Origin of the sequence: Pseudomonas promysalinigenes (assembly GCF_014269025.2) — a bacterium.
GTDB classification, from domain to species: Bacteria; Pseudomonadota; Gammaproteobacteria; order Pseudomonadales; family Pseudomonadaceae; genus Aquipseudomonas; species Aquipseudomonas promysalinigenes.
The window spans coordinates 795720-813816 of record NZ_CP077094.1; the positions used below are offsets into that span (position 1 = coordinate 795720).

Genomic DNA, 18097 nt, shown 5'->3' on the forward strand with positions numbered 1-18097 from the left:
CGCGGCCCCCGCTGTTTTCAGGGCAGGCGGTTCTGGTTCTGCGCCTTGAGCAAGTCGCGGATTTCGCTCAGCAGGGTTTCCTGCGGCGTGGGCGCCGGCGGTGCGCTGGGGGCTACGGCTTCTTCGCGCTTGAGACGGTTGATCACCTTCACGCCCATGAAGATCGCAAAGGCGACGATCAGGAAGTCGATCACGGTCTGGATGAACTTACCGTAGGCCAGCACCACAGCTGGCACGTCACCTTCGGCGGCCTTGAGGGTAATGGCCAGGTCGCTGAAATCGACGCCGCCGATCAGCAGCCCCAGTGGCGGCATGATCACATCCCCAACGAACGAGGAGACGATCTTGCCGAAGGCCGCGCCGATGATGATACCGACCGCCATGTCGACGACATTTCCTTTGACCGCGAAGGCCTTGAACTCACTGAGCATGCCCATGTTTGATTCCTTGTAACAAATGGTGAGGTTAACGCAGTGTAAGCCACTTGATGCCTTCATGCGTTGGCTTCAGGGGTAGTGACTGCGGTTAGAACGAATAGTTTTGTCGCATCCGCAGCCGTTCGAGACACATCACCGTCGGCTATGATGGCGGTTTTTTCCAGGAGACCCTGCCCAATGGCCAAGGCCAAGCGTTTGTATGGCTGCACCGAGTGCGGCGCGACCTTCCCCAAGTGGGCCGGCCAGTGCGCCGACTGCGGGGCCTGGAACACCCTGGTCGAGACCATGATCGAAAGTGGCGGCGCTGCGGCCCCCAGTGGCCGTGCCGGCTGGACCGGGCAACAAGCCCAGATCAAGACCTTGGCTGAAGTCAGCGTCGAAGAAATTCCGCGCTTCACCACCAGCAGCACCGAACTGGACCGGGTACTGGGCGGCGGCCTGGTCGATGGTTCGGTGGTGCTGATTGGCGGTGACCCGGGCATTGGTAAATCGACCATCTTGCTGCAGACGTTATGCAACATTGCGGTGGGCATGCCGGCGTTGTACGTCACCGGTGAAGAGTCGCAGCAGCAGGTGGCCATGCGCTCACGGCGCTTGGGCTTGCCCCAGGACCAGCTCAAGGTGATGACCGAGACCTGCATCGAAACCATCATCGCCACCGCTCGGGTAGAAAAGCCTAGGGTCATGGTGATCGACTCCATCCAGACCATTTTCACCGAGCAGTTGCAGTCCGCCCCCGGCGGGGTGGCTCAGGTGCGTGAAAGCACGGCGCTGCTGGTGCGTTATGCCAAGCAGAGCGGTACGGCGATCTTCCTCGTTGGCCATGTCACCAAGGAAGGTTCGCTGGCCGGGCCGCGGGTGCTCGAGCATATGGTCGATACCGTGCTGTATTTCGAAGGCGAGTCCGACGGCCGCCTGCGCCTGTTGCGGGCGGTCAAGAACCGCTTCGGCGCAGTCAACGAGCTGGGCGTATTCGGCATGACCGACCGCGGCCTGAAAGAGGTGTCGAACCCTTCGGCGATTTTCCTCAATCGCACCCAGGAAGAGGTACCCGGCAGTGTGGTGATGGCCACTTGGGAAGGGACTCGGCCGATGCTGGTAGAGGTGCAGGCCCTGGTCGATGACAGTCACTTGGCCAACCCTCGGCGGGTCACCCTTGGCCTTGACCAGAACAGGTTGGCCATGTTGCTGGCTGTCTTGCATCGCCACGGGGGTATACCCACCCATGACCAGGACGTGTTTCTCAATGTGGTTGGTGGGGTGAAAGTGCTGGAGACGGCTTCGGACCTGGCGTTGCTCGCGGCGGTGATGTCCAGCCTGCGTAACCGGCCTTTGGCCCACGGCCTGCTGGTATTCGGTGAGATTGGTTTGTCTGGGGAGGTCCGGCCCGTGCCCAGTGGCCAGGAGCGCCTGAAAGAAGCGGCCAAGCACGGCTTCAAACGTGCCATCGTGCCCAAGGGCAATGCGCCCAAGGAGCCGCCTGCAGGTTTGCAGGTAATCGCCGTGACCCGGCTGGAACAGGCCCTGGATGCCTTGTTCGAATAAATGAAAAAGGGGCCGACGATGCGCATCGGCCCCCCACCTCAACGCTCAGTCAGCGCTCAATGTTCGGCAACCGCCGTGCGCCTGGGCGCCTGGTTACCGTGCTCGTCCAGCTCCATTACCGGCACTTCGTTGCCATCGGCATCGAACAACTTGCCATCCTTGAAGAAGTCACCATCGCGCAGGCACGAGATGTCCGAATACTGGATGGTGCGTTCGTAGGCAGCGGCGAATACCGACTGATTCTCCGAATTGCCCGTCTTGAAGTGGTTGAACAGCAAGTTCAGCAGGATCGCCATGATTGCCGCCGAGCTGATGCCCGAGTGGAAGATGGTCTCGAACCAGTTGGGGAACTGGTGATAGAAGGTGGGTGCAGCGATCGGGATCATGCCAAAGCCCAGGGAGGCGGCGACGATGATCAGGTTGACGTTGTTCTTGTAGTTGACCTTGGACAGGGTGCGGATACCACTGGCTGCCACGGTGCCGAACAGGACGATGCCAGCGCCACCCAGTACCGGGGTCGGTACCGCCGCGATCACCCGGCCCATCACCGGCAGCAGGCCCAGCACTACCAGGATCACGCCACCGGTGGCGACCACGTAGCGGCTCTTGACGCCGGTCACTGCCACCAGGCCGACGTTCTGGGCGAAGGCGCTTTGGGTGAACGACCCGAAGATCGGCGCCAGAATGCTCGACGCCATGTCGGCACGCAGGCCGTTGCCCAGGCGTTTGGAATCGACCTTGGTGTCGATGATTTCACCCACCGCGAGAATGTCGGCCGAGGTTTCCACCAAGGTCACCATGATCACGATGCACATCGACAGGATCGCCGCGATGTGGAACTCCGGCATGCCGAAGTGGAATGGCGTAGGGAAGGCGAACATCGGGCCTTCGCTGACCTTGCTGAAATCGGTCATGCCCAAGGCCCAGGCGATCAATGTGCCGACTACCATCGCTAGCAGGATCGACAGGCGCGAGATGGTTGCACTGCCCAGCTTGCTCAACACCAGCACGATGGCGAAGGTAAGGCCGGCCAGGCTGATGTTCGCCACGCTGCCGAACTCTGGTGAGGCGCTGTTACCGCCCATCACCCAGCGTGCCGCGACCGGCATCAGGGTCAGGCCGATGGTGGTGATGACGATGCCGGTCACCAGCGGCGGGAAGAACTTGGTAATGCGCGAGAACACTGGGGTGATCAGCAAGCCGATCAGCGATGCCGCCATGACGGCGCCCAGCACGCCTGGCAGCCCACCGCCGCCCTCGCTGCTGAGGATAGCCCCCATTGTGGCCACGCCAGCGAACGATACGCCCTGAACCAGCGGTAACTGGCAGCCGAAGAACGGAATGCCCAGCGTCTGCAGCAGCGTCGCAAGGCCCCCAGCGAACAGCGAGGCGGCGATCAGCATGCCAATTTCCGCACCGTTCAGGCCAGCGGCCTGGCCCAGGATCAGGGGTACCGCAACGATCCCGCCATACATGGTCAGCACATGCTGCAGACCATAGGCCATATTGGCGCCAAGCCCGAGGTATTCATCCTCAGGGCGCTTGGCGGGAGACGTGCTAGGGGACGTAGTCATGGAGCAGGCTCTCTGTTTTTTTGTTGTGGCGCTACTGTAGACAGTTCCCGCAAATGATTGCTACATAAATTGTATACAATATTTTGATCGGAGAGCGAACAGCGGCCCGGCAATGTGTGCATGAAAGCAATGCAGGTCGCGTACCAACTTAGTAAAAGCGGGGCTAGAGGGGTGTGTACAAAAAGCTTGTACCCAGGCAGAAAGCTGTCTGGGTAGACAAGAAACACTGGGTGGGAAGGCTGTTAGCTAGCTAAGAGATTTCATTATTCGATAAGTTCGCGCAGCTCACGCATCATTTCGGTGCTGTCGGCCAGGTTCAGTTCCACAAGACGGTGCAAGTGAGTCATGGATTCGACGTCGATGTACAAACACACGAAGCCTAACCGCCGAGGCTCTTCGTGGCGCAGTTCCACCTGCATCTGTACTCGGTTGTGGGGGTCGAGGTGAATGATGGCGTCGAAGTCCTGAGTGAGGTCGGCATCCCAAGGTTGCGGGCATTCGACCAGCAAGCCTTTGAGCGACAGATCGATCAGTTTCACCGGCCAACGGCGGTCGCCCTGGCGCAGTTCGGTCGGTGCGTCGAAGTCGATGCGCAGAAAACGGCGTCGTTCGTCGTGATGCTGCATGGGCAAGCCCTCCGAGGTGCATGCTGACTATAGGGATCATGTACACAAATCAGGTATCACAATCTGGCCGCAGAGGCTCTAGACCAAAGCAAGTGTGGCAATGCGCGATGACACGCCCTAGACTCGCTAGGCGGTCTTTTCCAATCCACCAGCTGGAAGCAAACCATGAACAACAATAATAGCCTGCTACGCCACATCCCGTGGCTGGCGCTGGCAGTCATAGGAGCCTGCGCGCTGGGTGTGGTTGCCCTGCGCCGCGGCGAGGCGATCAATGCCTTGTGGATCGTGGTCGCTGCTGTGGCCATCTACCTGGTCGCCTACCGGTACTACAGCCTGTTCATCGCCACCAAGGTGATGCAACTGGACCCTCGTCGAGCGACCCCTGCGGTACTCAACAACGATGGTCTTGACTACGTTCCAACCAACAAGCACATCCTTTTCGGTCACCACTTCGCTGCCATCGCTGGCGCCGGTCCACTGGTCGGCCCGGTACTCGCTGCGCAGATGGGCTATCTGCCCGGTACGCTGTGGCTGATCGCTGGTGTGGTGCTGGCCGGTGCGGTGCAGGACTTCATGGTCTTGTTCCTCTCTACCCGCCGCAATGGCCGCTCGCTGGGCGACATGGTGCGCGAGGAAATGGGCCGTATCCCAGGGACCATTGCGCTGTTCGGCTGCTTCCTGATCATGATCATCATCCTGGCGGTGCTGGCGCTGATCGTGGTCAAGGCCCTGGCCGAGAGCCCATGGGGCATGTTCACGGTGATGGCGACCATCCCGATCGCGATGTTCATGGGCGTCTACATGCGCTATATCCGCCCAGGCCGCATTGGCGAAATCTCGATAGTCGGGGTGGTGCTGCTGTTGGCTTCCATCTGGCTGGGTGGGCAGATCGCCGCCGACCCAGTATGGGGCCCGGCGTTCACCTTCACCGGCGTGCAGATCACCTGGATGCTCGTGGGCTACGGCTTCGTCGCTGCCGTGCTGCCGGTTTGGCTGGTGCTGGCACCGCGTGACTATCTGTCGACCTTCCTCAAGATCGGCACCATCATCGCTTTGGCCATCGGCATTCTGGTCACCATGCCCGAGCTGAAGATGCCGGCTCTGACCCAGTTCACCGACGGCACTGGCCCGGTGTGGAAGGGCACGCTGTTCCCGTTCCTGTTCATCACCATCGCGTGTGGCGCGGTATCGGGCTTCCATGCCCTGATCTCCTCGGGCACCACGCCCAAGCTGCTGGATAACGAAGCCAACGCCCGCTACATCGGTTACGGCGGCATGCTGATGGAGTCTTTCGTCGCCATCATGGCCATGGTTGCCGCTTCGGTGATCGAGCCGGGTGTGTACTTCGCCATGAACAGCCCAGCCGCCGTGGTGGGCGCCGACGTCGCTTCGGTGGCGCAAACGGTCAGCAGTTGGGGCTTCATGATCACCCCTGACCAGCTGGAAGCCGTGGCCCGTGATATTGGCGAGCACACCATCCTGGCCCGTGCCGGTGGTGCGCCGACGCTGGCTGTCGGTATCGCGCAGATCTTGCATCAGGTGTTGCCGGGTGAGAACACCATGGCCTTCTGGTACCACTTTGCGATCCTCTTCGAAGCGCTGTTCATCCTCACTGCGGTGGACGCAGGGACCCGTGCCGGGCGCTTCATGCTGCAGGACCTGCTGGGCAGCTTCGTGCCGGCCCTCAAGCGTACCGAATCGTGGGCTGCCAACCTGATCGGCACCGCCGGTTGCGTGGCGTTGTGGGGTTACCTGTTGTACCAGGGCGTGATCGACCCACTGGGCGGTATCAATACCCTGTGGCCGCTGTTCGGTATCTCCAACCAGATGCTGGCCGGTATTGCCCTGATGCTCGGCACCGTCGTGCTGATCAAGATGAAGCGCGAGCGCTACATCTGGGTGACCCTGCTACCGGCAGCCTGGCTGCTGATCTGCACCACCGCCGCGGGCCTGATCAAGCTGTTCGATCCGAACCCGGCTGTGGGCTTCCTGGCCCTGGCCAAGAAGTACAGCACTGCACTGGATGCCGGCCAAGTCTTGGCTCCGGCCAAGGACATCAACCAGATGCAGCATGTGATCTTCAACGCCTACACCAACGCCGGGCTGACCATTCTGTTCCTGGTAGTGGTATTCAGCGTGCTGTTCTTCGCCATCAAAGTCGGCTACGCCGCCCTTGGTCGCAAAGAGCGCACCGACAAAGAAACCCCGTTCCAGGCTCTGCCTGACGCGTAAGAGGGCTGCAGCGATGTTCAACGACCTGGGCCGACTGGGTAAATACCTGGGGCAGGCAGCCCGCCTGATGGTCGGCATGCCCGACTACGACAATTACGTCGAGCATATGCAGGCCAAACACCCGGACAAGCCGGTAATGAGCTACGAGGCGTTCTTCCGCGAGCGCCAGGAAGCCCGTTACGGTGGCAAGTCCGGGCCCAAGTGCTGTTGAACCTGCAACCTGCGTGAACCTGTGGGAGGTCGGGCAACCGGCCTCCCACAATCATTTTCAGCTTCAGGAGATTTTCGCGTGCACACGCCCATTCCCGTCACAGTGCTCACCGGTTTTCTCGGTGCTGGCAAGACCACCCTGCTCAAGCACATGCTAAAGGCCGAGCACGGGCTGAAACTGGCCGTGATCGAAAACGAGTTCAGCGAGGCTGGCATCGATAGCCAGCTGCTAGGCGACGAACCGGTGCAGGTCATGACCCTGGCCAATGGCTGCGTGTGCTGCAGCATCCATGGCGACCTCACCCGCGCCTTGTACCTGCTACTCGAACGCCTGGACACCGGCGAGATCGCCTTCGACCGGCTGGTGATCGAATGCACAGGCCTGGCTGACCCGGCGCCGGTTGCCCAGACCTTTTTCGTCGATGAAGAACTGCGTGAACGTTACCTGCTGGACGGCATCATCACCCTGGTCGATGCTGCCCATGCCGATGTGCACCTGACCCAGAGCATTGCCCAGGCCCAGGTTGGTTTTGCCGACCGTTTGCTGCTGAGCAAGACCGACCTGGTCGAGCCGGCAGCGGTGCAGGCGCTGCAGGAGCGCCTGGCGCGGATCAATGGTCGGGCAGCCATTGAGCTGGTCGAACATGGCCGTATCGACTTGGCCAAACTGCTGGATGTGCGCGGTTTCAACCTCAACCCAGACCTGGGCGCCAACCTCAAGCCGAGCCTGCGACCCGTGCTCAAACCCGCCACGCCTGACCGCATCAGTACCCTGGTACTGCGCACTGAAACGGCGCTGGACATCGACCGCCTCAGTGATTTCATGAACCAGCTGTTGGAGGAGCACGGCAAGCAGTTGCTGCGCTACAAGGGCGTGCTGAACATTGCTGGCGAGGACCGCCGACTGGTGTTCCAGGGTGTGCTCAAACTCTATGGCTTCGACTGGGATGCCGAGTGGGGAGCCTGCGAAACCCGCGAGAGCGTGATGGTGTTCATCGCCGATGAGTTGCCCGAAGCTAAGATTCGGGCTGGCTTCCAGGCGTTGGTTGCCGACTGAGCTGGCGCAATTGAGGTGCCTCGAACCACTGCGGCCAGGAGCTGCGGTGGCGGGTCTGCACCTCGACGCACGGGATCAGTCGCTCAGCCAGTACGCCAGTCTGCCCCACGGCCTTGGCGGTGCGGTATTTCACGCTGTGGATGCATTCACGGTCGCCAAACTCGCAGCGGTTCAGTGACGTCCCCCCGCAAGGCCCATTGGCCAGGCCTTTGGGGCAGGTTTCCGGGCAGATGTACAGCGTATCTTCCAGGCGGCAGCGGCCACAGGTGTCGCAGCCTACCAGCGGGCGTTTGGCTGCCCGCTCCAGGCGATGCAGCACCCTGGCTCCTCCCTGGGTCGCCCAGACAGGCTGACGCACCGCCCAGCCGAACGCCTTGCTCAGCCAACTGCTGCGGCTGAACAGCAGCGAATGGGTGCTGTGCAGCAGGTGATAGCGAAAGGTTTCTTTTGCAGAAGCACGCGCAGTCGATTCGCCCGGGCGCCAGTTCCCCGCAGGTGGATGAAAGGTCACGCTGGGCAGGCCCGGCATCTGCCAACTGTCCTCCCAGGCAGGCGCCCACTGGGCCATCGAGTGGATGTGGCCCTGCCAGTAGTGCAAGCGCTCCTCCAGTAGCAACAGCTGCTCGAGGTCATGAACCCCGGACAGGTGCACGCCCGCGTATCCCATCAGCTTCACACCGATGATCTGCAGCGCCAGGCGGTCGACACTGCGGGCCAGGGCAAAGGCCTTGGACACTTGGCTTTCGGCTTCGAGCAGGCTGCGCATCGACGGCGATACGGTAACGCCGGCCACGTGTTCGAGCATCGCTGCACGGCCAGCAGTCAGGCTCATCAAACAGGCCAGCATCGGTTTAGGCGAATCCTGGCGCTGCATCCAGTGCATGGCTTGCTGGTGCTTACTGGCATCGAAGCCCAGTTGCAAGGTGAGAAAATCGGCGCCGGCAGCGAGCTTTTTCTCGGCCTTCAGATACTGCGCCCCGCCTTCCTCCTCGTGGTACTTGAAAGGGTTCAGTGCGGCTCCGAGCAACCAGTGTGGGCAGGCCTGGCGCGCGATCAGCAGGGCCGCTACCGACTCCAGGTAGCGCACAGGGCGTTCCCCAGGCTGATGACCCGGCAGGCGGTCGCCGCTAAGCAGCAGCAACTGATCGAGGCCGGCTGCCTGCATACGCTGCAATTGCGCCAGAAGATGATGGGCCTCGCGGTCCTTGCCCGAAAAGTGGGGCAGGGCAGGCACTGGGGTATCGAACGTGTCGAGGGCGTCGAGAGGGGACATGTCCAGCGGGCTGCCTACGCGGTCACCGATGGCGACGGTCATGGGCCAGCCGCACAGCTGCTTGCGCGCCATGATCGCCGCCATCGCCGCGAAGCGCTGGGCTGAGGCCTTGGGCACGAATTCCATGACGCAGACGAACTGTTTATCGCGCAGCGCGGCTTTGAGCGGGCTCATGTTGGCGGGTACCTGATGTCTTCAGCTTGGCATTGTGCGGCAGGTGCTGGCCTGGGGTCATGTCTGAAGGCGCACGCGGTTGCTCTGAACAAGACATGGAGCAGCGGCATCATGAGAAATTCTTGAGTTCATCTCAAATTTAATGAGTTTGTCTCAGCCGGACGCGGGCCGGACAATGCTGCCCATTCATTCTGGGATTATCGAGGGGCGCGACATGGCACTGGCACACATTCTGGGGTTCCCCCACATCAGCGGCGACCATGCGCTGCGTGCCCGCCAATGGCAAGTGCAGAAAGATGCCGGCATCGACCTGTTGCCGGTCGGCGACGTTGCCTGGTATGCCCAACAGCCAGCGTGCTTGCTCAGCGTCGATGAGCAGCTTCTGGCGCAGAAGTGGGAGCAATTGTTTGAAGAAGTCAAAGCGGCGAAAGCCTTGGGCCATGCAGTCAAGCCGGTGGTGATCGGCCCATTGAGCTATCTGTGGCTGGCTAGCCAAAGCGCCAGCGAGCTGGATGAGGTGCAGTTATTCGAGCGCCTGTTGCCGCAGTATGACCGGGCCCTCAACCGCCTGGCTGCTCTGGGCGCCGATTGGGTACAGATCGATGAGCCGATCCTGGCCAGGGAATTGCCCCAGGAATGGAAAAACGCTTACGAGCGGGTTTACAACATCCTCCAGCGTGCGCCGCTGAAGAAGTTGATCGCCATCAGCACCGGTGGGCTCGAGGGCAACCTGGGCGTGGCCGTCAGCCTTCCGGTCGATGGCCTGCATGTCGATCTGGTTCAGGCCCCGGACCAGTATGCGGCCGTACTCGATCGCCTGCCGGGCTACAAGGTGCTGTCGCTTGGCCTGATCGACGGTAACAGTGCCTCACCTGTCGATCTGGAAACGACATTGGACTTGCTGCGCGATGCCCACGAGCGCCTTGGCGATCGCCTGTGGGTGGCAACATCCTGCGCGTTGCTGCACGGCCCGGTACACCTGGCCGTGCAGAAGTGTCAGGAAGTCGCGCAACTGGCCAGGACGGTCAACGACGCGCAAGCCAGCGAGCTGCGGGTCAGCGCCTGATCACCGTTCGATGGCCAGGGCGACCCCCTGACCGCCTCCGATGCACAGGGTGGCCAGGCCTTTTTTAGCGTCGCGTTTGATCATTTCATGCAGCAAGGTGACCAGCACCCGGCAACCGGAAGCGCCAATCGGATGCCCCAGGGCGATTGCACCGCCATTGACGTTGACCTTGCTGGCATCCCACTGCAGTGCCTTACCCACCGCCAGGGCTTGAGCGGCGAACGCTTCGTTGGCTTCGATCAAGTCCAGGTCAGCCAACTGCCAGCCCGCTTTGTCCAGGCAGCGTTGGGTTGCAGACACAGGGCCGATGCCCATGATCGCTGGGTCCACCCCTGCGCTGGCATAGCCGGCAATCTTTGCCAGTGCCGGCAGCCCGAGGGCCTGGGCTTTGCTGGCGCTCATCAGCAATACGGCGGCGGCGCCATCGTTCAGGCTGGAGGCATTGCCGGCGGTAACGCTGCCATCTTTCTTGAACGCTGGGCGCAGCTTGGCCAGCGATTGGGCAGTGGTGCCGGGGCGAGGCTGTTCATCGCGGTCGAAGACCAAGGGCTCGCCTTTTTTCTGCGGCATCACAATTGGCGTGATCTCGGCCTTGAAGCGCCCGGCATCGATGGCCTCTACCGCCTTGCGCTGTGAGTCGGCGGCGAACGCGTCCTGCTGCTCCCGGCTCAATTCATAGTTGTCCGCCAGGTTTTCCGCAGTGATGCCCATGTGATAGTCGTTGAAGGCATCCCACAGGCCATCGCTGATCATGGTGTCGATCAGTTGGCCATGGCCCATGCGTTGGCCGGTGCGCGCCGAAGGCATCACGTACGGGGCCAGGCTCATGTTCTCCTGGCCTCCGGCGATCACCACCTCGGCGTCTCCGCAGCGTATTGCCTGGGCCGCCAGGTGCAGAGCCTTCAGGCCAGAGCCACAGACTTTGTTCAGGGTCAGGGCCGGTACGCTGTAAGGCAGGCCAGCCTTGATCGCGGCCTGGCGCGCAGGGTTCTGCCCAGCCCCCGCGGTCAGCACCTGGCCAAGAATGACTTCGTCGACCTGAGCCGGGTCCAGCCTGGTCTGCGCCAGCAGCTGCTTGATCACTGCCGCACCCAGATCGACCGCGGGCACTGTGGCCAGGGCGCCCTGGAAGCTGCCGATGGCGGTACGGGTTGCGGCGACGATGACCACGTCGTTCATGTTGTTGTTCTCCGGGCAATGGGCGTAGTGCTGCCAGCATCGGCGGGATGGGCTGATTTGTTAAGTTTGTTTTTCTTTGTGATTGATGTGAAAAGCCAATGAATGCGCGCTTAGGCCGTGGCGGCCACTGGGCAGCGTGCTGGTCGAGGCCAGCGCAGCCCATGGGGTTGCGCGCCTGGGGCGGTCGACCTCACGACCGATTGACCGTTGCAGGCATGCGCCAGGCGACTATGCCGGGCACTGGTGCGTCACGCAGTGGATACCGCCGCCACCGGCAGCAATGGCATCGATGTCCAGCTGTACGATTTCGCGCCCTGGGTACAGCACTGCCAAGAGCGCCCTGGCTTTCTCATCGGCCTGTGCATCGCCGAACTGCGGTGCGATGACTGCGCCATTGATCACGAAGTAGTTGATGTACCCCGCCGCGAAATCATCGTTGCCCCGGTTGAATTTGTTGCGCCGCCCGTGCATTGGGGGTGATACGACGTGTATTTGCAAACGCCTGCCTTGGGCATCGGTGGCTTGCTTGAGAATCTCCAAATGCTTGCGGGTCACTTCGTAGTCATAGGAGTCCGGATCATTGTCCAGGTTGGCGATGACCACCCCCGGACGAACGAAGCGCGCATAGAAATCCACGTGCCCATCCGTGATGTCCTTGCCTGCGATACCCGGCAGCCAGATGACTTTATCCAACCCCAGACGCGCTTTGAGCTCAGCCTCGACCTCGGCCTTGCTCCATTGCCGGTTGCGGTTGGCATTGACCCAGCTGCTCTGCGTCATGATGCCAGTGCCATGGCCGTCCACCTCGATGGCACCGCCTTCGCCGACCAGTTCGCTGCGCTGGTAACGCGCGTTGGCCAGGCTGGCAACGCGCCTGGCCAGTAGCGCGTCGTTGCGATGGCGTTGTTTGTTGCCCCAACCGTTGAAGTTGAAGTCTACGGCTGCCAGAGCGCCCTCATCGTCGAGCACGAAATTGGCGCTGATGTCGCGCATCCATATATCGTCCAGGTCGCACTCGACAAACGTTGTGTTGCCGCTGGCGCAGTGCTGTTCGGCAAGCTCGCGTTCGTCGGGGCGACAAAAGACGGTGACCGGTTGATAGCGCGCAATGGCCTGGGCGATTCGGCCGAGGGCTACCTGTACATCGGCGGTGAAGTCTTCCCAGATTGCCTGCTGGGCACCGAATGCGATGAACGCGCGTTGCTGGGGCTCGCCCTCGTCCGGCATGAACCAGCGCCCAGGCTCCTCGGCACGGGCAAGGCCCAACGGCAGCCCCAGCCCGGCACCCAGGCCTGCGGCTAGCGACAGTTGCAGAAAGGTTCGACGGTTTGGCATGGCTCAGTCCTGTGCGGTCTTGAAGCGAGTCCACACGCGCATGCGTGCTCGCATGTCGGCTTGTGGAATATCGCGGCCCGGGATCAGCCGGGCATAGGTGGCGGGGGCCAGGTAGATATCGGGGTTGTCGCGCATCCGTGCGTCCACCGCTGGGCGGGCTTTGGCACTGGCGGTCGGGTAGCCTGTGAAGTTGCTGATGGCAGCCATGTTTGCCGGGCGCATCACGAAGTTGATGAAACGATAGGCGTATTCCGGGTGCTTGGCATCGACGGGGATGGCCATGGTGTCCATCCACACCGTTGTGCCCTGGCGGGGCACTCGGTACTGGAAATCCAGCTGCTTGCCGGCCGCTTCGGCCGTGCGTTGGGCTTGGATCACGTCGCCGCTGTAGCCCAGTGATAGGCATAGGTTTTCGTTCACCAGCTCGGTCACCGGTTGCGACTGGAATTTGCGGATGTAGGGGCGTACCGCCTTGAGCAGCTCGCTGGCGGCGGCCAGGTCTTCGCGCTTGGCGCTGCGCGGCTCACGCCCCAGATAGTTGAGCACCACGGCCAGTACTTCGTCAGGAGAGTCGATGATCGAGATGCCGCAATCGGCGAACTTGGCGGCCAGTTCCGGTTTGAACAACAGATCAAGGTTGTCCAAAAGCGCACCGGGCATGCGCTGGCGAATTTTCTCGGCATTGCCGGTCAGGCCGATGGTGCCCCAGGTGTAGGGGACGGTGGCTTTGCTGGCGTTGGGGTATTGCGCGTGCAGCGCGCGCAGCCCTGGCTCGATATCCCCGAGTGCCTCCAGGCGGCTCTGGTCGAGCGGTTGCAGGCTGCCGGCACGCATCAGCCGTTCGGCCACGGTGTCACCAGGGAACACCAGGTCGTAGCCACTGCGCCCGGACATCAACTTGGCCTCCAATACCTCGCTGCCGTCCATCACGTCGTAGATCACCTGGATACCGGTTTCTGCGGTGAACCGCTTGAGTGTGTCTTCAGCGAAGTAATCGGCCCAGTTGTACAGGCGCAGCGTAGGTTGGTCGGCATGGGCCTGGCTTGTGCAGATGGCCAGGCCCAGTGCGGCGAAAAGATGGCGTACCATGTTCAGGCCCTCGGGTTGAGTGAGTGCTGACCATCCAGCGTCAGTAGGGGCGCATACATCTGCGGCCGGCGGTCGCGGTAGATACCCCAGCTCAGACGGTCCTCGCGCATGCCCGCCAAGTCCAGATCGTGCAGCCAGATGCCGCTGCTGGCGCGGTCGGCCTCGGTGAGCATGGCGCCCTTGTGGTCGCAGATGAACGATGAGCCGTAGAACACCATGCTCAGTGATTCATCGCTGCCAGCCACTTCCCTGCCGACGCGGTTGGCCGCCACCACGGGCACCAGGTTAGCGGCGGCATGGCCGCGCATCGCCACCTGCCAGTGGTCGCGCGAGTCCAGCTCCATGCAGCCGGGCTCCGAACCGATGGCGGTCGGGAACAACAGCACTTCAGCGCCCATCAGTGCCAGGCAGCGGGCCGTTTCCGGAAACCACTGGTCCCAGCAGATGCCGATGCCCAGCCGGCCGAAGGCGGTGTCCCAGACTTTGAAACCGGTATCGCCAGGGCTGAAGTATTCCTTCTCTTGGTAGCCGATGGCGTTGGGGATATGGGTTTTGCGGTAGACGCCCAGCAGCCGGCCATAAGCATCGGCCACCGTCAATGAATTGAAGAAAGCGTTGCCGGCCCGCTCATACCAACTCAACGGCAGCACCACGCCGAGTTCGCCGGCCAGGGCTGCGAAGCGTTGCAAGATCGGGCTGCTGGGGTAGGGTTGGGCCAGTGCCTGGTGTTTGTGGTCCTGCTCGATGCAGAAGTAGGGTGTGGCGAACAGCTCTTGCAGCAGGATCACCTGTGCGCCTTGGGCGGCGGCCTGGCGCACCAGTTGCTCGGCGCGCTCGAGGTTGCCTGGCAGGTCCCAACTGCAGGGCATCTGGGTGGTGGCCACGCGCAGCAGGCTCATGGCTGCACCTGGGGTTGCTGCTGGGTGATGCAATGGATGCCGCCGCCGCCGTGCGCAATGGCATCGATGCGCACCGGTACGATTTCACGGCCCGGGAATGCCTGGGCGAGCTGCTCGGCGGCGTTCTGGTCAGCGGCAATGCCGTAAGCCGGCATGATGATCGCGCCGTTGGCGATGTAGAAGTTGGTATAGGACGCGCAGAACACCTCAGCATCCTGATCCACCGCAGCGCTGGCTTCGTATAGGTCCAGCAGTTCGAAATGCCGGCCATGGGCGTCGGTCGCCAGTTCCAGGGCGCGGCGGTTTTCCCGGACCACTTCGGCGTAGACCGAGCCATGCTCATGGGTGGCATCGACCAGCAAAACACCAGGGCGGGCAAATGCGCAGACACCGTCGACATGGCCGTCGGTCATGTCGCCTGTGACGTATTCTGGGTCTCCCGGCAGCCAGATGGTTTTGCTGATGCCCAGGTAGCGGGCAAAGCAAGCTTCGAAGGTCGCCTTGTCGATACCTGGATTGCGGTTGGGGTTGAGCAGCACCGACTCTGTGGTGATCAGCGTACCCTGGCCATCCACATGAATGGCGCCCCCTTCGTTGCACAATGCGGTACTGAAGCCGTCCACACCCAGATGGTCGAGGATGCGGCGCCCAAGGCTGCGGTCTAGATCGTACTGCGATTTACCGCCCCAGGCGTTGAAGCGCCAGCTCAGGCCGGCCAGGCCGTGCTGCGGGTGGCAGATAAAGGTCGGGCCGCTGTCCCGGCACCAACTGTCGTCAACGGCCAGTTCGATCAGTTCGATATTGGCACCGCACAGCGCACGGGCACTGGCCATGGCCGATGGGTCGACCACCATCCTGACGGGCTCGAAGCGTGCGATCGCGGCCGCTACTCGGGCAAAGTCGCGCTGTACGTCGGGCAGGCTGACTCGCCAGCCGCTCTCCCATTGGGCCTGGTTGCTAGGCCAGACCATCCAGGTTGCTGCGTGGCGGGCCCATTCCGCAGGCATACGCCAGCCGCTGTCGGCAGACAGGTGCATAGTGAACTCCGATTCTATTAAGGTTTTTTATCAACGAAGCCCGCCGTCGCGGGTGTTGATGGCCATGCTAGGGCTATGAAAGCGGGGTGACAAACGATAGATTTAGTAGAAAACTGATTAGCAGAGCTTATCGATCATGCTCAAGTACTGGCCCCCACTCAATGCCCTCAGGGGCTTCGAAGCCGCCGCACGGCTGGGCAGCTTTCATAAAGCCGCACAAGCCCTGAACCTCACCCAATCAGCCATCAGCCAGCAAATCCGCAGCCTGGAAACCTACCTGGAACAGCCCCTGTTTCATCGCAGTGGCCGCGCGGTGAGCCTGACCGATGCCGGCCAAGATCTGCTGAGCACCACCCAGTCTATGCTCCAGCACCTGGCAGTGGGCATCCGCCGCCTGGAGCAGTACCGCAAACCCAACCAGCTGGTGGTCAATACCAGCCCCGCTTTCGCTCGGCACTGGCTGCTGCCACGTTTGGCCGATTTCCATCAGCGCTGCCCGCAGGTGGACCTATGGCTGTTCACCAGCTTCGAGGTCCCCGATATGGCCAGCGAAACCATCGACCTGGCCATCCGTGACGACCTCAGCGCCCAAGCTGAGTGCAGCTTCACCGTATTGCATCAGGACGCCCTCTACCCAGCCTGCCACCCAACATTGCTGCAAAGCCCTGCGCAAATGCGCACTACTTTGCACGGAGAGCGCGAAATGGACTGGAGCCATTGGCAATTGGAAGGCGGTGAGGATGTAGGGCAGCAGGCCAAGGGGCTGAATTTTTCAGACCCAGGGCTGTTGCTGGATGCGGCCAGCGAAGGCCTGGGGGTTGCCTTGGTGAGCCAGTTGCTGGCCCAACGCGTGGTGCAGGAGGGGCGCCTGCAGGCGCTGTCCGAGCAGCGGGTACGTGGGCCAGCCTGGGCTTGCCTGGTCCATCGTGACAGCCAGGACGATCCACTGGCCCGACAGTTCCTGGGGTGGTTGCGTGATCGATTGCAGGCGTGACCGGCGTTTGAATCGCCTCAAACACCCCGTAATATGTGTCGGATAACCTGCGGGGGTAGTCTCACCCTCGATCAAACGGAATCGCCCCCGCTGGCGCTTCCTCCGGCATTAACCTGACGAGGTACAGACATTGGCCATCATTCATCCTAAGGTTCGCGGTTTCATCTGCACCACGACTCACCCGAAGGGCTGCGAGCTCAACGTCCGTGACCAGATCGAAGCCACCCGCAAGCTGGGCGTGCGCGAGGATGGCCCGAAGAAGGTCCTGGTCATCGGTGCTTCCAGCGGCTACGGTCTGGCGGCTCGCATTACCGCAGCCTTCGGCTTCAAGGCCGACACCCTGGGCGTGTTCTTCGAAAAGCCCGGTACCGAAACCAAGGCCGGTACTGCCGGCTGGTATAACGCTGCTGCCTTCGACAAGTTCGCCAAGGCCGAGGGCCTGTACAGCAAGTCGATCAACGGCGACGCCTTCTCCGACGAAGCCCGCGCCAAGGTCATCGAGCTGATCAAGAACGAAATGGGCGGCAAGGTCGACCTGGTCATCTATTCGCTGGCCTCGCCTGTGCGCAAGCTACCGACGACCGGCGAAGTGGTGCGCTCGGCGTTGAAGCCAATCGGCCAACCGTACAAGTCGACTGCAATCGACACCAACAAGGATACGATCATCGAGGCCAGCATCGAGCCGGCCACTGAGCAGGAAATTGCCGATACCGTCACCGTGATGGGTGGCCAGGACTGGCAGCTGTGGATCGACGCTCTGGCGGGCGCGGACGTACTGGCCGAAGGCGTGCGCACCGTAGCCTTCAGCTACATCGGCACCGAAATCACCTGGCCAATCTACTGGCACGGTGCCCTGGGCCGGGCCAAACAGGACCTGGACGAAACCGCACTGCGTCTGGACCAGAAGCTGGCCGCTGAAGTGAAAGGCGGCGCCAACGTGGCGGTGCTCAAATCGGTGGTCACCCAGGCCAGCTCGGCCATTCCGGTGATGCCGCTGTACCTGTCGATGGTGTTCAAAATCATGCAGGAAAAGGGTGTTCACGAAGGCACCCAGGACCAACTGGACCGCATGTTCCGTGACCGCCTGTATCGTGCTGACGGCGCACCGGCCGAGGTCGATGAAAAGGCCCGCCTGCGCCTGGACGACTGGGAGCTGCGTGACGACGTGCAGGACGCCTGCAAGGCGATGTGGCCGCAAGTGACCACCGAAAACCTGTTCGAGCTGACCGACTACGCCGGTTACAAGAAACAGTTCCTGAACCTGTTCGGCTTCGAGCGCGCTGACGTCAACTACGACGAAGATGTGGCTACCGATGTGAAGTTCGACTGCATCGAGCTGTAAGCTGCGAGGCTTCATTGGGCTAGCGCAG

16 protein-coding genes are annotated in these 18097 nt (G+C 61.9%); 7 read left to right on the forward strand and 9 right to left on the reverse strand.

The window, feature by feature from the left end:
- Window positions 1–17: 17 nt before the first annotated feature.
- Window positions 18–437, reverse strand: a complete 420-nt coding sequence (gene mscL, locus HU725_RS03720; protein ID WP_060478511.1) for a large-conductance mechanosensitive channel protein MscL — start codon at window positions 435–437, stop codon at window positions 18–20.
- 177 nt (window positions 438–614) lie between these two features.
- Here mscL and radA point away from each other — a divergent pair, with 177 nt between their 5' ends.
- Window positions 615–1982, forward strand: coding sequence for a DNA repair protein RadA (gene radA / locus HU725_RS03725; protein WP_054887132.1), 1368 nt, complete (start codon window positions 615–617; stop codon window positions 1980–1982).
- A gap of 56 nt (window positions 1983–2038) precedes the next feature.
- Here radA and HU725_RS03730 read toward each other — a convergent pair whose 3' ends face one another.
- Together HU725_RS03730 and HU725_RS03735 are read right to left on the reverse strand one after the other, a co-directional pair.
- On the reverse strand, window positions 2039–3556 hold the full coding sequence (locus HU725_RS03730; RefSeq protein WP_186477412.1) for a nucleobase:cation symporter-2 family protein: 1518 nt from the start codon (window positions 3554–3556) through the stop codon (window positions 2039–2041).
- Window positions 3557–3819: 263 nt separating this feature from the next.
- The gene (locus HU725_RS03735) at window positions 3820–4182 is read right to left on the reverse strand and encodes a PilZ domain-containing protein (protein WP_060478513.1); all 363 of its coding nucleotides are present in this window, start codon (window positions 4180–4182) and stop codon (window positions 3820–3822) included.
- A 165-nt stretch (window positions 4183–4347) separates the two neighbouring features.
- On the opposite strand from HU725_RS03735, the gene HU725_RS03740 reads away from it, so the two are divergent.
- The 3 genes from HU725_RS03740 to yjiA all read left to right on the forward strand — a co-directional run bounded on the left by HU725_RS03740 (window position 4348) and on the right by yjiA (window position 7681).
- Entirely contained in the window at window positions 4348–6414 is a 2067-nt protein-coding gene (locus HU725_RS03740) for a carbon starvation CstA family protein (RefSeq protein ID WP_186477413.1), read from the forward strand.
- A gap of 13 nt (window positions 6415–6427) precedes the next feature.
- Window positions 6428–6625 (forward strand): YbdD/YjiX family protein, encoded by a 198-nt coding sequence (locus HU725_RS03745; protein WP_027918412.1) that lies wholly within the window; start codon window positions 6428–6430, stop codon window positions 6623–6625.
- 78 nt (window positions 6626–6703) lie between these two features.
- A complete protein-coding gene (yjiA, locus tag HU725_RS03750; protein ID WP_186477414.1) occupies window positions 6704–7681 on the forward strand; it encodes a GTPase in 978 nt (325 codons plus the stop codon).
- On the opposite strand, the gene HU725_RS03755 is transcribed toward yjiA, so the two are convergent.
- Entirely contained in the window at window positions 7641–9128 is a 1488-nt protein-coding gene (locus HU725_RS03755; RefSeq protein WP_186477415.1) for a methylenetetrahydrofolate reductase C-terminal domain-containing protein, read from the reverse strand. The genes yjiA and HU725_RS03755 overlap by 41 nt on opposite strands.
- Before the next feature lie 214 nt (window positions 9129–9342).
- On the opposite strand from HU725_RS03755, the gene HU725_RS03760 reads away from it, so the two are divergent.
- Window positions 9343–10194 (forward strand): 5-methyltetrahydropteroyltriglutamate--homocysteine methyltransferase, encoded by an 852-nt coding sequence (locus tag HU725_RS03760; RefSeq protein ID WP_186477416.1) that lies wholly within the window; start codon window positions 9343–9345, stop codon window positions 10192–10194.
- Here HU725_RS03760 and HU725_RS03765 read toward each other — a convergent pair whose 3' ends face one another.
- The 5 genes from HU725_RS03765 to HU725_RS03785 form a co-directional block, all read right to left on the reverse strand.
- Entirely contained in the window at window positions 10195–11373 is a 1179-nt protein-coding gene (locus HU725_RS03765) for an acetyl-CoA C-acetyltransferase (RefSeq protein WP_186477417.1), read from the reverse strand.
- Window positions 11374–11601: 228 nt separating this feature from the next.
- Window positions 11602–12708 (reverse strand): agmatine deiminase family protein, encoded by a 1107-nt coding sequence (locus tag HU725_RS03770; protein WP_186477418.1) that lies wholly within the window; start codon window positions 12706–12708, stop codon window positions 11602–11604.
- Between the two features lie 3 nt (window positions 12709–12711).
- The gene (locus HU725_RS03775) at window positions 12712–13797 is read right to left on the reverse strand and encodes an extracellular solute-binding protein (protein ID WP_186477419.1); all 1086 of its coding nucleotides are present in this window, start codon (window positions 13795–13797) and stop codon (window positions 12712–12714) included.
- Window positions 13798–13799: 2 nt separating this feature from the next.
- Entirely contained in the window at window positions 13800–14696 is an 897-nt protein-coding gene (gene aguB / locus HU725_RS03780) for an N-carbamoylputrescine amidase (protein ID WP_186477420.1), read from the reverse strand.
- A complete protein-coding gene (locus tag HU725_RS03785; RefSeq protein ID WP_186477421.1) occupies window positions 14693–15733 on the reverse strand; it encodes an agmatine deiminase family protein in 1041 nt (346 codons plus the stop codon). The genes aguB and HU725_RS03785 overlap by 4 nt, the downstream gene beginning before the upstream one ends.
- 136 nt (window positions 15734–15869) lie before the next feature.
- Here HU725_RS03785 and HU725_RS03790 point away from each other — a divergent pair, with 136 nt between their 5' ends.
- Window positions 15870–16727, forward strand: coding sequence for a LysR substrate-binding domain-containing protein (locus HU725_RS03790; protein WP_186477422.1), 858 nt, complete (start codon window positions 15870–15872; stop codon window positions 16725–16727).
- Between the two features lie 130 nt (window positions 16728–16857).
- Entirely contained in the window at window positions 16858–18069 is a 1212-nt protein-coding gene (gene fabV / locus HU725_RS03795; RefSeq protein ID WP_060478523.1) for an enoyl-ACP reductase FabV, read from the forward strand.
- Window positions 18070–18097 lie beyond the last annotated feature (28 nt).